Below are 19,909 nucleotides of genomic sequence, written 5' to 3' on the forward strand. Positions count from 1 at the left end.
CGTCAGTCCGGGTCGGCGGGGTGCCAGCGACGCCGGGCACCTCGCGGCACGACCACGGCCGCCATCACCACCCCGGCCACCACCAGGCCTCCGATCGCGGCCAGCAGGAACGCGCGTTCCCACCCGGCGGCCCGCCGGTCCTGCTGGGCGAGCAGCGCCGGATCGGGCCGGTTGTCGGCCAGCGCGGCGGGCGTCCGGGGCCGCGCCGTCGAGCCGCCGACCGTCTCGGTCACCGCCCGGTACGGGTTCAACACGCCCGCGCCGTAGCCGGCTCCGGGCGCCGGGTCGGCGGTGGCGACGATCTGCCCGGCCACCTCCTCGGCGGTCAGCTCGGGGCGGTACTGGCGGAGCAGGGCCGCGGTGGCGGCCACGAAGGGCGCGGCGTAACTGGTCCCCTCGGCCCGATGGTGCCCCTGGCGCGGCGCGGCGATCAGCACATCCGTACCGGGTGCAACGACGTCCACATAGGATCCGACCGGGGAGAAGGCGGCGCGGACCCCGTCCGCCCCCACCGCACCGACCCCGAGCACCCCCGGGTACGCGGCCGGAAAGGGGCGTGGATCACCGTCGGCGTGCAGGTTGCCGGCGGCGGCGACCACGACGACGTCCCGCGCGAGCGCGTACGCGACCGCCGAGCGTACCGCCGGATGGTCGGCGTACAACACGACGGACAGGTTGACCACGTCGGCGCCGTTGTCGGCCGCCCAGCGGATCGCCCGGGCGAAGTCGCCGGGGCCGACCGTGCGACCGGTCCCACGACCGTCGACCACCTGCTGTTCGCTGACCCGGATCGGCAGGATCCGGGCGTGCGGCGCCAGCCCGCGGAAGGCGACGCCACCGCGTGGTGCCGCGGCGATGACGCTCGCCACACCGGTGCCGTGGCCGACGCAGTCCCGGGTGCCGTCGCCGCCCGGGTCGAGCAGGTCGGTGCCGGTGAGTACGCGGCCGGCGAGCTGCGGATGTGCCCGGTCCACGCCCGAGTCGACCACCGCCACGATCACCCCGGACCCGGTCGCCAGCGGCGACAGTCGCTCGGGCGCGTACCGCTGCTGCGGCCAGGGCGCCGCGGCGACCGGACGGGCCGGTGGCGGCGCGGCCGGGCACTGCGGCGCCGGTCGCGCCGTCGGGAGTTCGGTCGCGGTCGAGAGGGCGACCGCCGAGGGGAGTCGGACGGGTGTCGCCGGACCGGTCGCGCCCGCCACCGTGAACACCGCCGGGACGGTCAACAGCGCGGCGGCCAGACCCGTCGGAAACGGACGCGGAACGCACCGGAACATCGACCGCCTCCGTATCGTGTCGACTCCGGAACGGGATGTTATCGCCTGCGGTGAAACGGGGCGGACCGGCACCGGCCTTGACATTGTGATCTTGAAGTGACCTTGTAGGTTGTAACCGATACCTATGGCCTGTGGCGGGAGGAGGGGTGGCCGTGACCGAATGGGCGCCGGCCACCGAGGCCGAGGCGGCGATGCGGGACGCCCTGCGGGGCAACGACCAGCAGCTTTACTTCCGCATCCTGTCCAGCGTCGAGCTGCTGTTGCCGATCTCCGCTCCGGCGGTCGTCGGTCAGGCGCCGGTGGGTTGGGGCACCTGGACCACCGGTGGCCGTACCCACGTGTTGGCGTTCACCTCCGCCGAGGCGCTACGCGCCTGCCTCGGCGACCATGCCGGGCCCACCCGCCGCCTCGGCTACGCCGAACTCGCCGCCGGCTGGCCGAACCACGAGTGGTGGCTGGCGGTGAACCCGGGCCTGCCCGTCGAGGGCTACCTGCCCGCCTGGTACGTCTCCCAGCTGTCCCGGGGTGACGTCAGGTTGCCCGGCCGTACGGTGGGCGCCCGCGCCCGTCTGGAGCGGGTGGAGGCGTTGAACCGGGCCCGGGCGGGCGGGTTGGACGGGAACAAGCCGTCCGCACCGAAGCCCTCCATGGCATCGGCACCGGAGCAGCGGCCGGGGCGACCGGGTGTGCCGCCGCCGGTGGTGCCTCCGGCCTTCCAGCTTCCCGACGTGCCGGTGGCGGCGCCGGGCACGGTCGCCGAGCCGCATGGCCGGCAGCCCGCCGGCTGGGCCCTGCGCCAGCAGGCCGGCCCACCCGCCTCGGTGGCCCCGGAGCACCGACCGGTGGCCGGTGCCACCCACCCGGCCGCACCCGCCGATGAGCGGGCGGCCGGATTCGGCGCTGCCCGTCCGGACGGTCGCAACGGCCTGCCGCCCCGCCGGCCCGTGCCGTCCCCCGCAGAGCAACCCGCTTCCCCGGGCCACGGACGAACGATTCCGCCAGAGCGGTCCGGTGCGCCGGCCAACGGTCACCCCGCCGACCTCGGTGCCGACCAGGCCGCCCGGCGTTCGTTCTTCGAACCGGCCGCCGGCCGACCGACCCAACGCGGTGACCGGCTGACCGAGCGGGCCACCCCGCCGTCCCGGTTCGCCCGGGGCGGACAGCCGTTTCCCCGCCGAGGGCCGGCTGCCGAGCCGTCCGCCGGCCAGTCCCGAGCCTTCGTCTTCACCGACGACGCGCAGAGCACGGGCGCGACCCGTCCGGCCGCGGACGGGGACGCGACCCAACCGTTGACGCCGACGACCGGACCGGCACCGGAACCGTTCCGGCGGGCGCCGACGACCGGGCCGGCCGGCTGGGGCACCCCCGGCCAGGACGGCGGCGCGGACGACGCGGATCCGACCCAGGCGTTACCCCGTCGGCCGCTGGCCGAGCCCACGGAGGAACTGTCCCCGTCGATCGCGGAGCCGGTCTCCGGCCCACCCGCACCGCGTCGCGGGTTCACGCCGATCGTCATCGAGGGCACCATCATCGAGGCCCGCGATCTCACCATCGTCCCGCCCGCCGAGGAGTACCCGGGAACCGGCGTGGGCGGATGGCTGACGGCGGAGTCGGCCGTCGCGACGGGCGGAGCCGCGCCGACCGCCCCGGCGCCCCCCTCCGCCGAGGCGGAGCCCACGGTGGCGATTCCGCCCTTCGAGGTGGAGCCGACCGTGGCGATCCCGCCGGTGGAGCCGGAACCGGAGCCGGATGCCGAGGCGACCGTTCCGGTGCCTGCGGTGCTGCCGGAGCCGCCGGCTCGCACCGAAGTGCCGCCGGTGGCCACGCCCGAGCAGCCGCCCCCGGCCGTGCCGGCCGTGTCGCCCCCGGCGTCGGTGCCCGAGGCGTCAAGCACACCGGTTCCTGCCGCCGACTTCGAGCCGGCCAACGAGGTGGAGGAGGACCTGCTCGCCGCCACCGGCACCGGAAACACCGACACGTTCCTGTCCACGTTGCTGCTGGCCCGGGTCCTCATGCCGGTGGCCGTCGGCGCCGTCCCCGGCAGCCGGCCCGGCGACCCCGGCTTCGTCTGGCCGACCGTGGAACTGGACGGCCAGAAGTTCGTCGTGGTCTACACGTCGCCCGAGCGCCTCGCCGACCACGCGGACCCGGCCGTCGAGACGATGCAGGTCCGCTTCGTCCAGCTGATCCGCTGCTGGCCGGATCCGTTGTGGTCGTTCGCCGTCAATCCCGGTACCCCGGTGGGCGCCAAGCTGCCCGGCGAGCAGATCGTCGGGCTGGCCAACTGGGCGACCGAACTGGGGCTCGGCGACGATGCTGGGCGCGAGCCCGAACCGACCGTCGAGGCGTCCGCACCGTCCGGCGGCCCGCAGCGGGCGGCTCCCGCCGCCGACCCGGCCCGGCCGATCGTGATGCAGAAGGCGATCGCGCCCAGCCAACTCGGCTACTACCTGGAACGCGGCTACGACCGGGTTTCCGGATTCGTGCACCGGGCCACCGAACTGGCCCACCTCACCACCCCGGCCCAGCTGTTCCGGGCGCTCGGCCTGCACCACCCGGAGTCACCGTTCGCGTCGGACGCCGAGGAGATCTACGTGCTGAGGTGGCCGGCGTACCGGCCGAGCCTCTACCGCATCCCGTACGGCGGGCAGAACGAGACCGCCATGCGGGCCATGGAGGGTTGGGTCATCGAACGCCCGCCGTTCCGCGGTAACGGCTTCGCACCTGGTGAGAGCGGCGAGGTGTTGGCCGAGTTCAAGGTGGACAGCGTACGCCTGCCGCACGGTGCGCAGCTGCTACGGCTCGGTGCGGACGGTGTCGAACACCCGGTCGCCGTCCTCGACGCCGACACCCTCTCCTGGCGACAGGTCGGTGACCAGTGATGCGCGACGGCTACGTGGCCCGTTGGCAGGGCCGGGAGTATCCGGCCAGCCCGGACGGCGGCGAGGTCCGGCTCTACCAGGCGGAGCCGGGCGAGGGGTTCACCGAGGTGCGGCCCGGCCGGCACGTGCGGGTCGTCCCGGCCGCGGAGATCGAGGAACTGGCGTACGTACGGACGACCTGTACCTGGAAGGGACAGCCGTTCATCGTCCTCGGGGAGCACGAGGGCTGGCTGCGGATCGAGTACACCGGTGGCCGCTGGCCGGTCGCGCAGGCGATGCGCCTGGAGGCCTTCGACTTCGGTGTCTACCAGGGGTGGGCGCCCGTCGGCGAGGTCACCGACCTGCGGGAACAGCGGGTCTGAGCGGCCTGCGCCGCCTCAGGACTTCGCCCAGCGCAGGATCTCGCCCAGCACCAGTTCCGGGGCCTCCAGGTGCGGGAAGTGCCCGACCTCGTCGAGCAGCCGCCACTCGTACGGTGCCGTGACGTAGCGGCCCGAGCCCTGGGCGGTACGCGGCAGCGACGCCACGTCGAGTTCACCGTGCAGTTGCAGGGTGGGGGTGACCAGCGGACGCTGCATCAACTTGACGAACCGGTAGCCGTGTAACCGCAGCACCGAGCGGAACGCCCACCGGTAGCCCTCCAGCGCGCAGAACGCCGCCTGCGGGATCCGCATGGCCTCCCGGTAACGCTCGGCGTACCCGGCGAAGTCCGGACCGCCGACCCAGCGGGGGCCACCCCACTGGCGCAGGATCGCCTCCACCGCGCGACCGTCGTCCCGGGTCAGGACGTGCTCGTAGCGGGGCAGTTGGAACCGCAGCGCGGGGGTGGAGGCGGCGAACTGGCCACGGGGATCGGCGAAGATCGCCGCGCGCAGCCGCAGCGGATGCGGCGCGCCGAGCACCACCAGCCGGCGTACCAGCGCGGGATGGAACGCCGCCACCGTCCAGGCGATCATGCCGCCGGCACCGGTGCCGGCCACGGTCGCCGAGCGTTCACCGAGGGCGCGGATCATCCCGGCGACGTCGGCCGCGAGGGTGTAACCGTCGTACCCCCGGGGTGGTTTGTCGCTGGCACCGTAGCCGCGCAGGTCGACGGCGACCGCGCGGAATCCGGCGTCGGCGACGGCGGGGAGCATCTGGTGCCAGGCCCACCAGTGCTCGGGGAAACCGTGCAGGAACAGCACCATCGGTCCGGTACCGGCCTCGACCACGTGGAACCGGCTGCCGTTGGCGCCGACGAACCGGTGCGTCCACGGCCCCTCGGTGAGTACGCAGGACTCGTCGACGGTCTCGCCACGCTGGTCGGTCATGACCGACAGCCTATGACCCCGGTCGCCGTCCACTCGTCCGGACGCCGTCGCCGCTGGTCAGCCGACCGGACTGAGCTTCACGGCGGTGACCGGTAAGCCCGGCCCGCAGTCCACGCCGGGCGTCGCCGGGCCGGTGGTCACCCGTACCCAGGTGCCGGTGGCGAAGCTGCCCTGCCCGGTGCCGTACAGGGCGTACTCCCGGCCGTCGTCGGTGACCAGGGTGTAGCACGGGCCGTCGCCGCCATGGCTCAACCGGCCGGCGAGCACGTTGGCCCGGCGCAGCTCCGTGGGCTGGCTCGGTGGCGCGGTCGGGCTGCCGACCAGCGGCGGCCCGGTGGGCGGGAAGGGGCCACGACCGTCGGGCGGTTGCCCGTCGGCGGCATCTCCGGCGGCCGTGCGGGTCGGATCGGCAGCTGTGCCGGAGGCGTCGGCGGCGGTCGCGGTGGGGCTCTGCGCGACGGTCCCGCTGCCTCCGTCGCGGTCGGCGCAACCAGTCAGCACCAGCAGGATGGCGAGGCAGGCCGCTGGCGCGCGGGTGCGGAGGGTGGTGCGCACGAGGGTACGACGCGATCCCCGTCGCCCCGGTTCCCGCCTCGCAGCGGTTCCCGGCGTCGATCCGCCCGCCGTCCCGGCGCGCCGACCGGCCGGCAAGAATGTGCTGCCCCGGGCGGGAAACCCGCCCGGGGCAGCACCGTTGGTCAGCGGCTCAGGAGAAACGGACCTTGGTGTAGATGCCGTTCTGCTCCAACACCCGGATCTTGGTGCCGGTGGCCGGCAGCTTGACGCCGTGGTTGGGCAGCTCCGGGAACCAGTACTGCTTGGTGTCGTCGAACAGCGGCTGCGCGGCCTGACCGCGGATGTACTGCGGCTGACTGTTCAGGTGCAGCGTGAACGAGTCCGCCTTCTTCAGGCTGAACGGCGCGTCGTAGACCTGGATCCGGGCCCGCCACGGCTGGCCGGTCAGGTTGTAGATCGGCCGTGGCCGAGAGTCGATGATCAGATTCCGGCCCTCGCCCGGATGCGCGAACGTGTCGTTGTCCGCCCACCGGGTGTTCCAGTACGAGATCAGCAGACCTTCCTGGTACGCGTAGTGATCCACGTAGTCCGGCCTGGTGTTGGCGTAGCCGAAGAAGTACGGCCCGGTCTTGAGGTACTTGTCGTACGAGATGTACTGCCGCGTCCCCGCGATGTAGAAGTTCGCGAAGCTGCGGGTGTAGGTCTCCTCGACCACCTCGAAGCCGCCGGCCAGCGTCCAACCGGCCGCGCCGTCCTCGGCGCCGTCGGTGAAGACCGTCGCGCCGTCGGCGGTCAGCGTGACCGCGTCACCGAAGAAGCCGCCCTCGGAGACCGCGCCGTCGGTCTGGTAGCGCAGCCGGAAGCCGACCTGGCCGCCGACCACCCCGTCCAGCGGGATCGAGACGTCCACCCACTCGTCGCCGGAGCTGCCGTCGAGGGCGAACCGGCCGGGCGAGATCTCCTTCAGCGGCGCGCCGTCGACCGTGCCGGGCAGCGGCGTCCAGGTCTGTCCACCATCGACCGAGGTCTCGAAGAACAAGTAGTCGTACTCGGCCTCGATGCTGTAGCGGCCCTTCATGGACAGCGTCGCCGACGACTTCCCGGTCAGGTCGAACGTCCGGGTCATGGTGCTGTTCAGGTCGTCCGCGTTACCGGAGAAGAACTGCTTGTCGCCCTCGAACGGCGCGCCGTTGTCGAAGGTGTACTCCCGTTCGGGCAGCACCACCACGGCGGCCTGGGCCTCCTTGGTGTTGTACTCCTGCGGGCCGAGGACGAGGGTGCGCTTGTCGCCGGCCCGGATCACCTCGTAGTCCAGCCAGCCGAGCTGGAGCTTGTTCCAGGCGCCCAGGTCACCGCCGCGCTCGCCGATGCCACCGTCGTTCTTGGCACCGAGGCGGCTCTGCGCCATCAGCGTCCAGTGCTCGTTGTTGTTGTCACCACCGCTGATGACGTTGTAGTCGTCCGGCAGGCCGAGGTCGTGGGCGTACTCGTGGTAGAAGACGCTCCGGCCGCCGTTCTCGGGCTGGATGGTGTAGTCGCCGATCCAGACGCCGGTGTTGCCGATCTGGGTGCCGCCGGCCGGGAAGTTCGGCGGGCCGGTGCGCCCCTGGTCGGAGGCGTACGCGTACCAGCGGTGGCTCCAGATGGCGTCCTCGCCGTAGATCGGGTCGCCGTCGGCCATGTCGCCTCCGGCGTGCACGATCTGGAAGTGGTCGATGTAACCGTCCGGCTCGTTGAAGTCACCGTCGCCGTCGTGGTCGTACCGGTCCCACTGGTCCATCGCCCGCACGTCGGCGGCGATCTCCTCGTCGCTGCGGCCGGCGGCCTGCTGACCGGCCACCCACTGGTTCGCCGCGTCCCGGACCAGCGCCCAGACGTTGGAGCAGACGATCGAGTCACACGGGTAGCCGTTGGAGCGGCCGTACCGGGCCTGGTTGTAGTTCACCTTGACCCAGTTGGTGACCACGCCGTCGACGCTGTAGCGACCCGAGGACTGCGCCTCGTAGTACTGCTTCACCGACTCGTCGCCCGGACCGGTGCCGAAGTAGAGCTTCCGGAAGTGGTCGGCGTCGTAGTTCGGCTGCCAGACGGTGGAGTTGTCCACCCGCCGGTCAGGCTGCGGAATCTCGTTGTGCAGCGGCCCGTCGAACCGGGCGGGGCCCGGGACGGTCGGGTCGGTGTCCTGGTCGGGGTAGCTCGGGTGCCGTTCGTTGCCGAACTCGGCGAGGATCACGAAGATCTGGTCGGTCCGTTCCCGCGACAGTTCGACGTACTGCCGCTCGGTCGGACCCTTGCCGCGCTTGGTGGTCTTGGCGTCACGGCCCGCCTTGCCGCCGCGGACGGCACGATCGCCCACCTTGACCACGGTGCTGCCGTTGATCCGCTCCGTCTTGGCGCGGCCCGAGAGCACCTCGCTCAGACCCTCCTGACGCAGGGCGCGGCGCTTCTCCTCCAGCGGGTTCGGCAGGTCGTGTTCGGCGTGGGCGGGCTCGGCGACCGACGGTGCGGCCGTCGGCGGCTCGGCGATCGGCGCGGCGGCGGCGGATGCACCGACCGTCAGCCCTGTCGCCGTCAACGAGAGCCCAAGCAGACCCACTGCGACTTTCCGCACGTGGTACCTCCGGGTTGAGGGATCCGGCCCATCCGGGGGTTGTGGGCCGGCGAAATGACCCACACGAATGGGGCCACTGGTGAATCTAGGCATCGTTGGGTCCGCTGGGAAGGGTGATGCGTCGATTTGTTGCAACGGATTGTTGGGTCGCCCGTCCGCTGTCACATGCCGGGTCCGGTCCGGACACGACGACGGGTGGCGGTCCGCGCGGGACCACCACCCATCGAGGCGTACGCCGGCTGTCAGTCCTCGTCGGACTTGGCCCCGCTCATGCCGGAGGCGATCAGCTCCATCACCGACGAGTCCTGCAACGTGGTCACGTCACCCAACGAACGGTTCTCCGCGACGTCCCGCAGCAACCGCCGCATGATCTTGCCGGATCGGGTCTTCGGCAACTCCGCCACCAGCATGATCTGCCGGGGCTTGGCGATCGGACCGAGCGTCTTCGCCACGTGGTTGCGCAGGTCGGCGATGAGCTGCTCACCGGCCGCTCCGGCGGTGTCGACACTGCCCCGGGGGATGGCGAACGCGACGATCGCCTGCCCGGTCGTCGGATCGGTGGCGCCGACCACTGCGGCCTCGGCCACCGACGGGTGCGAGACCAGCGCCGACTCCACCTCGGTGGTGGAGATGTTGTGCCCGGACACCAGCATGACGTCGTCGACCCGACCGAGCAGCCAGATGTGCCCGTCGTCGTCCTTCTTCGCCCCGTCACCGGCGAAGTAGACCCACTCGGCGCCCGCGTCGCCGCCGGCACCCGCGCCGAACCGGGACCAGTACGTCTCGATGAACCGGTTGTCGTCACCCCAGATGGTGCGCAGCATCGACGGCCACGGCTCGCGCAGCACCAGGTAGCCGCCGCCACCGTCGGGCACCGACTGGCCCTGGTCGTCGACCACGTCGGCGCTGATGCCCGGCAGCGGGGTCATCGCCGAACCCGGCTTGGCGGCCGTCACCCCCGGCAGCGGCGAGATCATCATGCTGCCCGTCTCGGTCTGCCACCAGGTGTCCACGATCGGCAACTCGCCCCGACCGACGTGCTGCCGGTACCACATCCACGCCTCGGGGTTGATCGGCTCGCCCACGCTGCCGAGCAGCCGCAGGCTGGCCAGGCTGTACTCGGCGGGGATCTCCTCACCCCACTTCATCATTGTGCGGATCAGCGTCGGAGCGGTGTAGAGGATGGTCACCCGGTACCGGTCGACGATCTCCCAGAACCGGCCCTTGTGCGGGGTGTCCGGGGTGCCCTCGTACATCACCTGGCTGACCCCGTTGGAGAGCGGGCCGTACACGATGTAGGAGTGGCCGGTCACCCAGCCGATGTCCGCGGTGCACCAGTAGACGTCGCTGTCCGGCTTGAGGTCGAAGACCGCGTGCGAGGTGTACGACGCCTGGGTCAGGTAGCCGCCGGTGGTGTGCAGGATGCCCTTCGGGCGGGCCGTGGTGCCGCTGGTGTAGAGGATGAACAGCGGGTGCTCGGCGTCGAACGCCTCGGCGGTGTGCTCGGTCGACGCCTGCTCCACCGTCTCGTGCCACCAGTGGTCCCGCTCCGACCAGCCGACCTGCTCGCCGGTACGCCGGACCACCAGGACGTGCTCCACCGACGGGCAGTTCGCCACCGCCTCGTCCACGGTCGGCTTGAGCGCCGACGGCTTGCCCCGCCGGTAGCCACCATCGGCGGTGATCACGACCTTGGCCGTGGCGTCCTGGATCCGGTTGGTCAACGACTCGGCGGAGAAGCCACCGAAGACCACGCTGTGCGTGGCGCCGATCCGCGCGCAGGCCAGCATCGCGACCGCCGCCTCCGGGATCATCGGCAGGTAGATCGCCACCCGGTCGCCGGCCACCACGCCCAGGTCGGTGAGCGCGTTCGCCGCCTGGCAGGTCATCCGGTGCAGGTCGGCGTAGGTGATGGTCCGGGTGTCGCCCGGCTCACCCTCCCAGTGGATCGCCACCCTGTCGCCCCGGCCCGCCTCCACATGCCGGTCCAGACAGTTGTACGCCACGTTCAGCTGCCCGCCGACGAACCACTTCGCGAACGGCGGATTCGACCAGTCCAGCACCTGGTCCCACTGCTTCGCCCAGGTCAGGCGCCCGGCCTGGCGCTCCCAGAAGGCCAGCCGGTCGGTCGCGGCCTCGGCGTACGCGTCCGCGGTGACGTTGGCGGCGGCGGCGAGGTCGGCCGGCGGCGGGAACTGGCGCGTCTCGTTCAGCAGGTTTGCCAATGCCTCGCTCATGCCGGCACTCCGCTTCGCTCCGTGCCGTCATGAGGCACCACCGCGCCGAGTTGATGATTCGCTCGCTGCCGCTCGCTCATGCGGTGACTCCTCGTCGTTCGGGTGACCTGCGTCTCTCCGGGGCAGGTTAACCGGGGCGGACGAGCTAGGCGACCGCGCCCACCCACCCCCGTCGCCCAACGGCCGCTCCCACGCGCCGAGGTGTAGGGAAGGGCAACTTCTCAACGCCTGCGGCAGGCAGAGGCCACTTGTTGACGCCCGCCGATCACTGGCGGTCAGCGCCGCGCCGATCGTCCGGGGGCCAGTGCCGCGCCGATCGTCGGCGCAGGGCGGCGGGTGTCCCCCGTCGCGTTGCCGGTGACTCCGGCGACGCCCCGCCGACCGGGTCGCTAGCGTTACCGGGTGACCGTCGACCCGCTCGCACCGCTGCTCGCGCTCGCCGACATCGCCGAGGCCGTCGAGCAGGCCCGTACCCGCTTCGACCGGACCCTCGGTCACCGCGCCCTACGCCGGCACGGCGGGCAGGTCGCCGCCGAGGTCAGCCTGCGGTCCGCGGTGGCCAGCGCCGCCCTGGAAGGGCGGGCACACGAGCGGGAGGCGGTTCGCGCCGGCACGATCACCGACCCGGTGCTCCAGGGCGCGCTCCGGGTCGCCGGGGCGCTGCCCAGCCTCAGCGACCGCTGGCCGAGGGCGCCCCGGCAGGTGCTGGCGCGGCTGCACGTACTCGCCGCCCGGGACGACGTCGACCAGACCGAGTTGGGCCGCCCGGTCGAGGACCCGGTGGTGGCCGCCCGCCTGGACGGGCTGGCCGGACTGGTCGCCGGCGGTACCCGAGTGCCCCCGCTGGTGCTGGCCGCCGTCGTACACGGGGAACTGCTGAACCTGCGGCCGTTCGCCGGACCCTCCGCGGTGGTGGCCCGGGGCGCCGCTCGCCTGGTGCTGTTGTCCAGCGGGTTCGATCCGCGTGGCCTGCTCGCCGTCGACGTCGGCCACCGCGCACGCGAGCCGGAGTACGTCGGCGCGGCCGGCGCCTTTGCCACGGGCACGCCGGACGGGCTGCGCTCCTGGCTGCGCCACTACATGTCGGCCGTCGAGGTGGCAGCCGACCAGCTAACTGAGATCGGCGACGAGGTGTTGGCCGCTGACTGAGGCCGCGCCCTCCCGGTGGCGCCGCCGTACCTCCCGGTGGCGCCGTACCCCTCGGAGGGCGAGTCAGCCCCGTCCCGCCAGCTCAGCCCGTCGCCGGCAGCTCCGGCTGCCGAGGTCCGGTGCCGGTGGTCAGGCCGAGGTAGCGCTGGCGCGGGTGCGCCGGTGCCGGCCGTACCAGGCGATGCCGATCGCGACCCCGACACCCACGCCCAGCGCGGCGGCGGCCACCGGCACGGCCGGCCGTTCCCGCAGCCGCCGGCCCAGCGGGATCGGGTGCCGGAACTCCAGCACCGGCCAGGCGTTCTCCACCGCCAACTTGCGCAGCTGGCGGTCCGGGTTGACCACCGTCGGATGGCCCACGCACTCCAACAGCGGCCGATCGCTGTACGAGTCGGAGTAGGCGTACGAGTGGGCCAGGTCGTACCCGCGCTCGGTGGCCAGTTCACTGACCGCCTCGACCTTGCTCGGCCCGGCCGCGTAGAACTCGACCTCGCCGCTGTAGCGGCCGTCCACCACCCCCATCCGGGTGGCGATCACGTCCGTGACCCCGAGCAGCGCGCCGATCGGACGCACCATCTCCTCGCCGGAGGCGGACACCAGGACCACGTCCCGGCCCGCGGCCTGGTGCTCCTCGATCAGGGCCGCTGCCTCGGCGTACACGTAAGGGTTGATCAGCTCGTGCAGCGTCTCGGCGACGATCTGGCGGACCTGCTCCACCTGCCAGCCCTTGCACAGTGTGGCGAGATAGTCACGGGTGCGCGCCATGGTCTGCTCGTCGGTGCCGCCCAGCCGGAACATCAGCTGCGCGTACGCCGACTTGACCACGTCACGTCGAGTGATCAGACCGTCCCGGTAGAACGGCCGACCGAACGCCAAGGCGCTCGACTTGGCGATGACGGTCTTGTCGAGATCGAAGAAAGCGGCACTTCGGCCCACGGCGCGAAAGTCTAGCCCGATGGTCTATCGTCGGCGGGTGCCCGGGGGCCGAACACCGCTCGGACCTGCGGGGCGGCCCTCATCGCGCCTGCGAAGAGTGACCGCAGTCACACTCTGCGAACAGGATTTCGCGGGGAGTGGAGGTTACACCACTCGACGTACACAGGTCCGCTCAGGCAGACTTGTCCGCAAGACGAGTTTTCATCTCTCGTACAACCGGCAGACTCTCGGCGGTTGCACCCCCCGTGACCGCTGAGCAGGTTCGGCTCGACCCCCCCGGAGCCGAACCTCCGACGACCCCCGTCTCCCCCCGACGGGGGTCGTCCCTTTGTGCCGTGAACGCTGCACCCTCGGCGCAGCCCGGAACACGCCACGCTCAGCGGATGATCGCCCGGCCGGGGCTGCGGGTGGGCTCGAAGCAGACCAGCGCCCATCCCCGGCGGTCGGTCACCACCCACGGATGGCCGACGTACGTGTGTTGCCGGTAGGACGCACCCGGCGGCAGTACCGCGTACTGCCGCCGCTGGCCGTGGTGGTTGAGCCAGTAGACGATCACGGTGCGGGACCGGAGGTTGACGAACTCGATGCTGGTCTCCGGGCCGCCGCTCACCGACCGCAGGCCGCGTTCCCGTGATCCTGGCAGTGGCGTCAGGTCCTGCACGGCTGGTGGGCGGCTCGGAGTCGGCCGACTCGTCGTCGTCCCACTCGGGCTGGGGTCCGCCGTGGTCGGTCGGGCGCTCGGCGTAGCCGGTCGGGTGCTCGGCGCCCCGGTGTTGCCGGCGGTCGCGGTCCGGGTCGGCGTGGGCGCGGACGGCAGGCGGGTCGCTGCCGATGCCTGGCCGGGGGCCAGCGGTCGGGTGGACGAGACCCCCGCCACGGAGGACGAGGGTGCCACCGATCCGTCGGGCAGCGGCTCGTTCGGGCCCGATGGCCAGCCCACGGACGGTGGGCCGATCCAGCCGGCCGGCCCGTCCGGCGCGGCGGTCGGCGGCGGTGCGGTCGCGGGCCAGAACGCGGTGAGCATGACGCCGAGTACGGCGGCGCCGACGCCGGCCAGCATCAGCCGGTGCGAGGTGCGTCCCGCGGCGTGGTGCGCCAGCTCTAGGGATTCGACGACCGGTGTGTGTACGGGTGGTGGTGTCGTCTGCGACGCGTCGGTGGGGACGGTCGGGGCCGCCGGTAGTGCCCGCCGGACCGGTTGTGCCGGCAGCGCCGGCCGGCTCGGCGGCATGGCGTTCGGATGTGGGGAGTCGGGCAGCCATGGACCGATCCGAAGTCGTGGCTGCACGCGGGCAGGGTCGTGATCTGGCGACTGCTTCATGACCTCGATCCGGCGGGAAATGCCGTTCAGCCGACGGCACAGGAGGTCGATTATGCGTGGTACGCGTCACTTCCCGCCATGGGCCCGGCTGGCCAAAGTGGACGGACGAGGCGACCCGCGCGCATAGCAGATCAACGAGCGTTGTGGGAGTTTTCCACAGAAGGGCTGGTCGTCCACAGGGCGGCCGGTCGGGGCGGCAGCCGACGCGGTCGCGGGGGCAGGGTTCGGCGCAGTGAAACCCCCGACCGTTGGAGGCCGCGATGCCATCCCGTACCTCCGTTCCGTCACACCGACGACCACCGTTGGTAGTCACCGCCGACGGTGAGCTGCTCGACGACCTGCTCCGGCTGGCCGCCGCCGGCAGCGTCGAGGTCGAGGTCGCCGCCGACCCGGCCGCCGCCCGTACCCGTTGGCAGCCCGCACCGCTGGTGGTCGTCGGCAGCGACCAGGCACAGCCCTGTCTCCGAGCCCGGCTGCCGCGGCGCCCCCGCCTGATCCTGGTGGGCCGCCTCGGCGACGTCGAGTCCGGGTGGCAGATGGCCGACCTGCTCGGCGCCGAACATGTGGCGGTGCTACCGGCGGCCGAGCCGTGGCTGGTGGACCGGTTCGCCGAGTGCGGGGTCGACGGGGCGGCGACGGCCCGGGTCGTCGCGGTGTTGGGTGGTCGGGGCGGTGCCGGAGCCAGCATTCTGGCCGGCGGGCTCGCGGTCACCGCCACCCGCGCCCGGCTGCGCACCCTCCTGCTCGACGCCGACCCGCTCGGGGGTGGGCTCGACCTGGTGCTCGGCTGGGAGCAACTGGAAGGGCTGCGCTGGCCGGCACTGACCGGAGCCGACGGGCGGGTGGACGCACCGGCACTGGTGCAGGCGCTACCCAGTCGCGGTGACCTGGTGGTCCTCTCCTGGGATCGGGGCGACCTGCTCGCGGTACCCGCCGAGGCGATGGCGGCGACCCTGGACGCGGCCCGACGCGGCCGCGACTTCGTGGTGGTCGACCTGCCCCGGCAACTCGACGACGCGGCCGTGACCGCCCTCCAGGCGGCCGACCGGGCCTTCGTGGTGGTACCGGCCGAGCTGCGGGCGACCGCCGCCGCGGCCCGGGTGGTCGCCGTCGCGGCGCCACACTGCGCACACCTGTCGGTCATCGTTCGTGGCCCGGCTCCCGGGCGGCTCCGCCCGGCCGAGGTGGCCAGGGCGCTCGGGCTACCCCTGGCCGGCAGCCTGCGTCCCGAGCCGGGGCTCTGCCGTGGGCTGGAACGGGGCGAGGCCCCGGCGGCCGACGGGCGCGGCCCGCTGGCGGAACTCTGCCGACGGATCGTCGCCGACCTGACCGGTCAGCCCGTGGCGGGTGTGGCGTGACCGGCGAGACACTCGCGGCCCGCGTCCGACAGCGGATCGCCGCGGCCGCCACACCGGTGACTCCGGCCGCGATCGTCACCGCGGTACGCGCCGAGGCCGACGCCGCCGTGCTGGGGGACACCGCGCTGTTACGGATGGCCGACCGGGTGCGTGCCGACCTGGTCGGTGCCGGCCCCCTCGCCCCGTTGCTCGCCGACCCGGACGTCACCGACGTGCTGGTCAACGGCGTCCGGGTGTGGGTCGATCGCGGGCAGGGGCTGCACCTGGTTCCGGTGCCGATGGGCACCGTGGACGACGTCCGCCGGCTGGCCCAGCGGCTCACCGCCGGTGCCGGTCGCCGGCTGGACGACGGCTCGCCCTGTGCGGATGCCCGGCTGGCCGACGGAACCAGGCTCCACGCCGTGCTACCACCGGTGGCGACCGATGGCCCCTACCTGTCGCTGCGGACCTTCCGGCAGCGTCCGTTCACCCTGGACGAACTGGTCGAGCAGGGGGCCGTGGCCCGTTCGATCGCGCCGGTGCTCGCCGCAGTGGTGGCGGCCCGGCTCGCGTACCTGGTGATCGGGGGCACCGGCTCCGGAAAGACGACCCTGTTGAACACCCTGCTCGGGTTGGTGCCGGCGACCGAACGAATCGTGCTGGTCGAGGACGCCGCCGAGTTGCGTCCGGTGCACCCGCACGTGGTGGGCCTGCAGGCCCGTACGGCGAACGTGGAGGGCACCGGTGCGATCGGGCTCAGTGAGCTGGTCCGGCAGGCGCTGCGGATGCGGCCCGACCGGTTGGTGGTCGGCGAATGCCGCGGTGGCGAGGTGGTGGATCTCCTGGCCGCACTGAACACGGGTCACGACGGCGGCGCCGGGACGCTGCACGCCAACGCCCCGGCGGACGTACCGGCCCGCCTGGAGGCGTTGGGCCTGCTCGGTGGGCTGCCACGGCCGGCGTTGCACGCTCAGGTGGCGGCCGCCCTCCAGGTGGTGTTCCAGATTCGGCGTACGCCGCGGGGGCGGATGCTGGAGTCGGTTTGCCTGCTGCTGCCGCAGGCGCCGGAACGGCTGATCACGGCGGTCCCAGCATGGGTCCGGGGTCGTGGCCTCGGCCCGGCGGCAGGGGCCCTCGGCACCATGATCCGCAGTCGGGACGTGCCGGTGCCGTCGATCCTCGTCGAGCCGGCCAAACCGGGGAGCCCGGCATGAGCGGGGCGTACTGGTGGACGGTGCCGACGCTGTTGGGAGTGTTCGCCGGGGTGGCGCTGGTAGGCGGATGGTGGGGCCGGCGGAAGGCGACGTCGAGCCGACCGGACATGGACGATCCGCTCGTCGAATGGGTTGCCGCTCTGCACGCGGCAGGCGGGCCGGGGGACCGGCGATCGGCGGCCCGGGCGTGTGTGGTGCGGCATCGGTCGGGCCTGCGTACGCCGCGCGGCCAGGTCGGCCCACCGGCTGCGTCTCGATCCGTGCAGTCGCCGGGCAGCCGGCGCCCGCCGGTCGTGACCGGCGTGGCACCGGCGCCGATCCGAACGACCGCAGCATCGGGCGGCCCCGGGTTTCCGTCCAGCCGAACGGAGCCGGTCCGGCCCGTGGCAGCCGCCGCGCCGGAGATTCCACCCGGGCCAGCCCCGACGACCGGGTCGGTGGATGGGTATGCGCAGTCCGGCGGCGACTCCGGATGGTGGTCGGTCCGGCCCCGGCGGACACTGCTGCTGATCGTGCTGTTCGGCGCCGGGGCGGGTGGGCTGCTCGCCGGGCCGGTGGCGGCGGTTGCGCTCGCCGGGTACGGCGCGCTGGGTGGGCGCGCCTGGTTTCGGCGCGTGGCCGCGACCCGGAGAGTCCAGCGGCGGCGGGAGCAACTGGACCGGCTGTGTGCGCTGGCCGCGGACCTCAGGGCCGGGCTGCCGGTGCCGGTGGCGGCGGAGCGGCTGGGCCTGAGCCGCCCGGCGACGACGCCCACCACGCCCGACCTCGACCTGGACATCGACCTGAACCTGGACCTGGACATCGACGTGGACCCGATGGTGGCGGCCGGGCTCGTGCCGCCCGGGTTGCGAGACGCGCGGACGCCGGCCGCGGCCGGAGCCGGCGTCGACGCGCCGCCGGCTGGCCGCGTCGAGGTCGCCCGAGCGGCCCCGGCCGGGCCGGGTGACGTCGAGCGGATCGCTTCGCCCGGTCCCGCGACCGCGGCGGACCGGCCCGGCCAGTTGGCCCAGGCCGCGGTGCGGCTCGCGGACCGTACCGGTGCCCCGCTGGCCGAACTGGTCGAGCGCATCGAGGCTGACGCCCGGTCGGCCGACCGGGCACTGGCCGCGGCAGCGGCGCAGGCGGCCGGTGCCCGGGCCACCGCCTGGTTGCTCGCCGCCCTGCCGCTGGGTGGCGTCGCGCTGGGCTACGGCATCGGCGTCGACCCGCTCCAGGTGCTGCTGTACACCCCGATCGGCGGTGCCTGCGCGGTCGCCGCCATCGCACTGCAACTGGTCGGGCTGGTCTGGGCGGACCGGCTCGGCGCTCCGCCGGACGGAGGCAGCTGAATGTCCGAGCTGACCGTGGCCGGTGGCTGCCTGGGCGTCGCCGTGCTGCTCATGGTCGTGGCCCTCATCCGGCGCCGACCACGGCGACGCCTGCGCCGGCTGACCGACGGAGCCTCGGCCATCGGTGCCCGGCGTCGCGGGCGGGGCGCCGTCGTCGAGCCGCCCGGCGCTCCCGCCGTACGCCCCGTCGACGCCGTACGCCGGGTGGACTCCGTACGCCGGGTGGACTCCGTACGCCTGGCCGCCGTACTGGCCGGGGTGGCCGTGGCGGTCGTGGTCGGCGGCGTACCCGGGATGGTGGCGGCACCGGTCGCGGTGGTGCTGCTCGACCGGCTGCTTCGTCGGATCGAGCATCCGGCCGAGCGGGGCCGCCGACTACGCGCCACGGCCGACCTGCCACTGGCCGCAGATCTGCTGGCCGCGGCGCTGCGGGCGGGCGCACCGGTGGAACGTTCGGTACTCGCGGTGGCCGACGTGCTCGGCGGCCCGCTGGCCGAGCAGCTGCGCCGAGTCGGCCGGACGCTCCAACTCGGCGGTGTGCCACCCGAGGCGTGGGCGCACCTGTCGACGGTGCCGGGCGGGCAGCGGGTGGCCACCGCCGCGGTCCGCTCGGCGAGCAGCGGGGCGGCGCTGGCGGGCGCCCTGACCCGGCTGGCCGACGACCTACGTGCCGACCGGGTCACCGCGATCGAGGCAGCGGCACGGCGCTCCGGGGTGCTGATCGTGCTGCCCCTGGGCCTGTGCTTTCTGCCCGCCTTCATTCTCGCCGGTCTGGTGCCGGTGATCGTCGCCGTACTCGGTGACGTGTTGTAACCATCGAGAAAGGACGAACACGTGCGGAGAATTCTGGCCCGCCTGCGCGGGGACGCCGGCATGAACACCGCGGAGTACGCCGTCGGGACGCTCGCGGCGGTCGCCTTCGGCGGCATCCTGCTCAAGGTACTCACCTCGGACAGCGTGCAGTCGGCCCTGTCCGGCGTCATCGACCGGGCGCTGAGTTGACCGGGCGCCGGCCGGCCGGTCGCGACCGGGGCTCGTTCACCGCCGAGATGGCGGCCGGCCTGCCGGCGCTGCTGCTGCTCCTGCTCGCCGGGCTGACCGCGGTAAACGCGGTCAGCACCAAGGCTGCCTGCCTGGACACGGCCCGGGAGGCAGCGCTGGCTGCCTCCCGGGGTGAGGAGGGTGCCGCGGCCGGCGAGCGGCAGGCACCGACTGGTGCGCGGGTGGTCGTCGTGCTGGAAGGCGGGCAGGTCCGGGCGACGGTGCGGGCGCCGGTACGGATTCTCGGCGCCGACCTGCCGGCGATCACCGTGGTCGCCGTGGCCGTGGCAGCAGCGGAACCGGGCGTGCCGGAGCCACGACCATGAGCGCCGGTCGCGTGGGGTGGTGGGTACAGCGTGCACGCGGGGACCGTGCGGGCGACCGGGAACGGGGTGGGGCCACCATCTGCCTCTTGGCGGTGGGATTGGTGTTCGTCCTGGCCGGACTCTTCGGCGCCGGTGTCGGTGCCGCGCGGGTGGCGCGCCAACAGGCCCGGGTCGCCGCGGACCTCGGCGCCCTGGCCGGCGCGGCGAGGGCACTCCAGGATGGGGCGGCGGCGTGCGCCCGGGCCGACGAGATCGTCGCCGCGAACGGTGCCCGGCTGGTCCGCTGTCGGCTCGACGGGCTCGACCTCCTGGTCACCGCCGAACTGACGGTGGAACCGGTGCCGGGGCTGACCCGGATCGCCACCGCATCCTCCCGAGCCGGTCCCCTCCGCGGCTGACCCTCCCGGGGCTTCGTACCAAGATG

General features: G+C 73.3%; 17 protein-coding genes. 10 read left to right on the top strand and 7 right to left on the bottom strand.

Annotated features, from left to right (window positions below; all coding sequences use genetic code 11):
• Window positions 1-2: 2 nt before the first annotated feature.
• A complete protein-coding gene (mycP, locus tag D2L64_RS20350) occupies window positions 3-1,277 on the bottom strand; it encodes a type VII secretion-associated serine protease mycosin (RefSeq protein WP_119578806.1) in 1,275 nt (424 codons plus the stop codon).
• Between the two features lie 152 nt (window positions 1,278-1,429).
• Between mycP and D2L64_RS20355 the strand changes: the two genes are divergently transcribed.
• Together D2L64_RS20355 and D2L64_RS20360 are read left to right on the top strand one after the other, a co-directional pair.
• Window positions 1,430-4,159 carry an SseB family protein gene (locus D2L64_RS20355; RefSeq protein ID WP_119578825.1) on the top strand — a complete coding sequence of 910 codons (2,730 nt, stop codon included), beginning with the start codon at window positions 1,430-1,432 and terminating at the stop codon, window positions 4,157-4,159.
• On the top strand, window positions 4,156-4,521 hold the full coding sequence (locus tag D2L64_RS20360) for a hypothetical protein (protein WP_119578807.1): 366 nt from the start codon (window positions 4,156-4,158) through the stop codon (window positions 4,519-4,521). The genes D2L64_RS20355 and D2L64_RS20360 overlap by 4 nt, the downstream gene beginning before the upstream one ends.
• A gap of 15 nt (window positions 4,522-4,536) precedes the next feature.
• Here the strand turns inward: D2L64_RS20360 and D2L64_RS20365 are convergent, their stop codons facing one another.
• From D2L64_RS20365 to acs, 4 genes are all read right to left on the bottom strand, one after another.
• Window positions 4,537-5,469, bottom strand: a complete 933-nt coding sequence (locus D2L64_RS20365) for an alpha/beta fold hydrolase (protein WP_119578808.1) — start codon at window positions 5,467-5,469, stop codon at window positions 4,537-4,539.
• 57 nt (window positions 5,470-5,526) lie between these two features.
• On the bottom strand, window positions 5,527-6,024 hold the full coding sequence (locus D2L64_RS20370; protein ID WP_119578809.1) for a hypothetical protein: 498 nt from the start codon (window positions 6,022-6,024) through the stop codon (window positions 5,527-5,529).
• A gap of 151 nt (window positions 6,025-6,175) precedes the next feature.
• Window positions 6,176-8,581 (bottom strand): immune inhibitor A domain-containing protein, encoded by a 2,406-nt coding sequence (locus D2L64_RS20375; RefSeq protein WP_119578810.1) that lies wholly within the window; start codon window positions 8,579-8,581, stop codon window positions 6,176-6,178.
• Between the two features lie 257 nt (window positions 8,582-8,838).
• On the bottom strand, window positions 8,839-10,833 hold the full coding sequence (acs, locus tag D2L64_RS20380) for an acetate--CoA ligase (protein WP_119578811.1): 1,995 nt from the start codon (window positions 10,831-10,833) through the stop codon (window positions 8,839-8,841).
• A 402-nt stretch (window positions 10,834-11,235) separates the two neighbouring features.
• Here acs and D2L64_RS20385 point away from each other — a divergent pair, with 402 nt between their 5' ends.
• The gene (locus D2L64_RS20385) at window positions 11,236-11,982 is read left to right on the top strand and encodes a Fic family protein (protein ID WP_119578812.1); all 747 of its coding nucleotides are present in this window, start codon (window positions 11,236-11,238) and stop codon (window positions 11,980-11,982) included.
• A 129-nt stretch (window positions 11,983-12,111) separates the two neighbouring features.
• On the opposite strand, the gene D2L64_RS20390 is transcribed toward D2L64_RS20385, so the two are convergent.
• Together D2L64_RS20390 and D2L64_RS27985 are read right to left on the bottom strand one after the other, a co-directional pair.
• Window positions 12,112-12,918: an HAD family hydrolase gene (locus D2L64_RS20390; RefSeq protein ID WP_119578813.1), complete on the bottom strand. Its 807-nt coding sequence runs from the start codon at window positions 12,916-12,918 to the stop codon at window positions 12,112-12,114.
• 376 nt (window positions 12,919-13,294) lie between these two features.
• Entirely contained in the window at window positions 13,295-14,206 is a 912-nt protein-coding gene (locus tag D2L64_RS27985) for a VHL beta domain-containing protein (RefSeq protein WP_233559057.1), read from the bottom strand.
• Between the two features lie 293 nt (window positions 14,207-14,499).
• Here D2L64_RS27985 and ssd point away from each other — a divergent pair, with 293 nt between their 5' ends.
• From ssd to D2L64_RS20430, 7 genes are all read left to right on the top strand, one after another.
• Window positions 14,500-15,597 (top strand): septum site-determining protein Ssd, encoded by a 1,098-nt coding sequence (gene ssd, locus D2L64_RS20400; RefSeq protein ID WP_119578814.1) that lies wholly within the window; start codon window positions 14,500-14,502, stop codon window positions 15,595-15,597.
• Entirely contained in the window at window positions 15,594-16,790 is a 1,197-nt protein-coding gene (locus D2L64_RS20405; RefSeq protein WP_119578815.1) for a TadA family conjugal transfer-associated ATPase, read from the top strand. The genes ssd and D2L64_RS20405 overlap by 4 nt, the downstream gene beginning before the upstream one ends.
• 437 nt (window positions 16,791-17,227) lie before the next feature.
• Entirely contained in the window at window positions 17,228-18,118 is an 891-nt protein-coding gene (locus D2L64_RS28415; protein WP_325049919.1) for a type II secretion system F family protein, read from the top strand.
• Window positions 18,119-18,931 (top strand): type II secretion system F family protein, encoded by an 813-nt coding sequence (locus D2L64_RS20415; protein ID WP_119578816.1) that lies wholly within the window; start codon window positions 18,119-18,121, stop codon window positions 18,929-18,931.
• A gap of 60 nt (window positions 18,932-18,991) precedes the next feature.
• Window positions 18,992-19,120: a DUF4244 domain-containing protein gene (locus D2L64_RS20420; RefSeq protein ID WP_233559060.1), complete on the top strand. Its 129-nt coding sequence runs from the start codon at window positions 18,992-18,994 to the stop codon at window positions 19,118-19,120.
• Window positions 19,117-19,485 (top strand): TadE family type IV pilus minor pilin, encoded by a 369-nt coding sequence (locus D2L64_RS20425; protein ID WP_119578818.1) that lies wholly within the window; start codon window positions 19,117-19,119, stop codon window positions 19,483-19,485. Before D2L64_RS20420 ends, D2L64_RS20425 begins: the two co-directional genes overlap by 4 nt.
• Window positions 19,482-19,883 (top strand): Rv3654c family TadE-like protein, encoded by a 402-nt coding sequence (locus D2L64_RS20430; protein WP_119578819.1) that lies wholly within the window; start codon window positions 19,482-19,484, stop codon window positions 19,881-19,883. Before D2L64_RS20425 ends, D2L64_RS20430 begins: the two co-directional genes overlap by 4 nt.
• Window positions 19,884-19,909: the final 26 nt, after the last annotated feature.

It is taken from the genome of Micromonospora radicis (assembly GCF_003583405.1).
GTDB classification, from domain to species: Bacteria; Actinomycetota; Actinomycetes; order Mycobacteriales; family Micromonosporaceae; genus Micromonospora; species Micromonospora radicis.